Below are 391 nucleotides of genomic sequence, written 5' to 3'. Positions count from 1 at the left end.
GCTTCGTCGCTATAGTGGATGCCTGATGTCTGCTTAGTAGAGAAATAGTCAATACTGCCAAGTAAGAACATTACTAGGGCGGGATGAATGATGTGGACCTCATTAAGCAGTAAGGATAACATGATTTACGAAATGTTTAAGGTAGCCCTTCAACTGGAGGAACCGTGGAAATTAATGCACGTCGAGTTCGATGACCAAGAAGATGCCTGGCATTTGTTCATCGACTTCGAACGCGGAGCAACTTTTGCTTGTCCCGTCTGCGGAGCCGAAAGTAAAGCGTATGATGCGGAAGTGAAGAAATGGCGTCATCTCGACTTCTGGAATTGGAAAACCTACATGCATGCCCGGGTACCCCGAACAAACTGCGGCAGTTGCAAGAAAGTGACGCAGG

The 391-nt window shown here is 47.3% G+C and carries 1 protein-coding gene; it reads left to right on the top strand.

Annotated elements, in window-relative coordinates:
• Positions 1-120: 120 nt before the first annotated feature.
• The coding region (locus tag L691_RS28205; protein ID WP_232229125.1) for a transposase family protein at positions 121-391 on the top strand (271 nt) is incomplete at its 3' end.

The sequence above is a fragment of the Paenibacillus zanthoxyli JH29 genome (genome assembly GCF_000520715.1).
Taxonomy (GTDB): Bacteria; Bacillota; Bacilli; order Paenibacillales; family Paenibacillaceae; genus Paenibacillus_AQ; species Paenibacillus_AQ zanthoxyli.
This window is presented reverse-complemented; position numbering and strand designations above follow the sequence as displayed.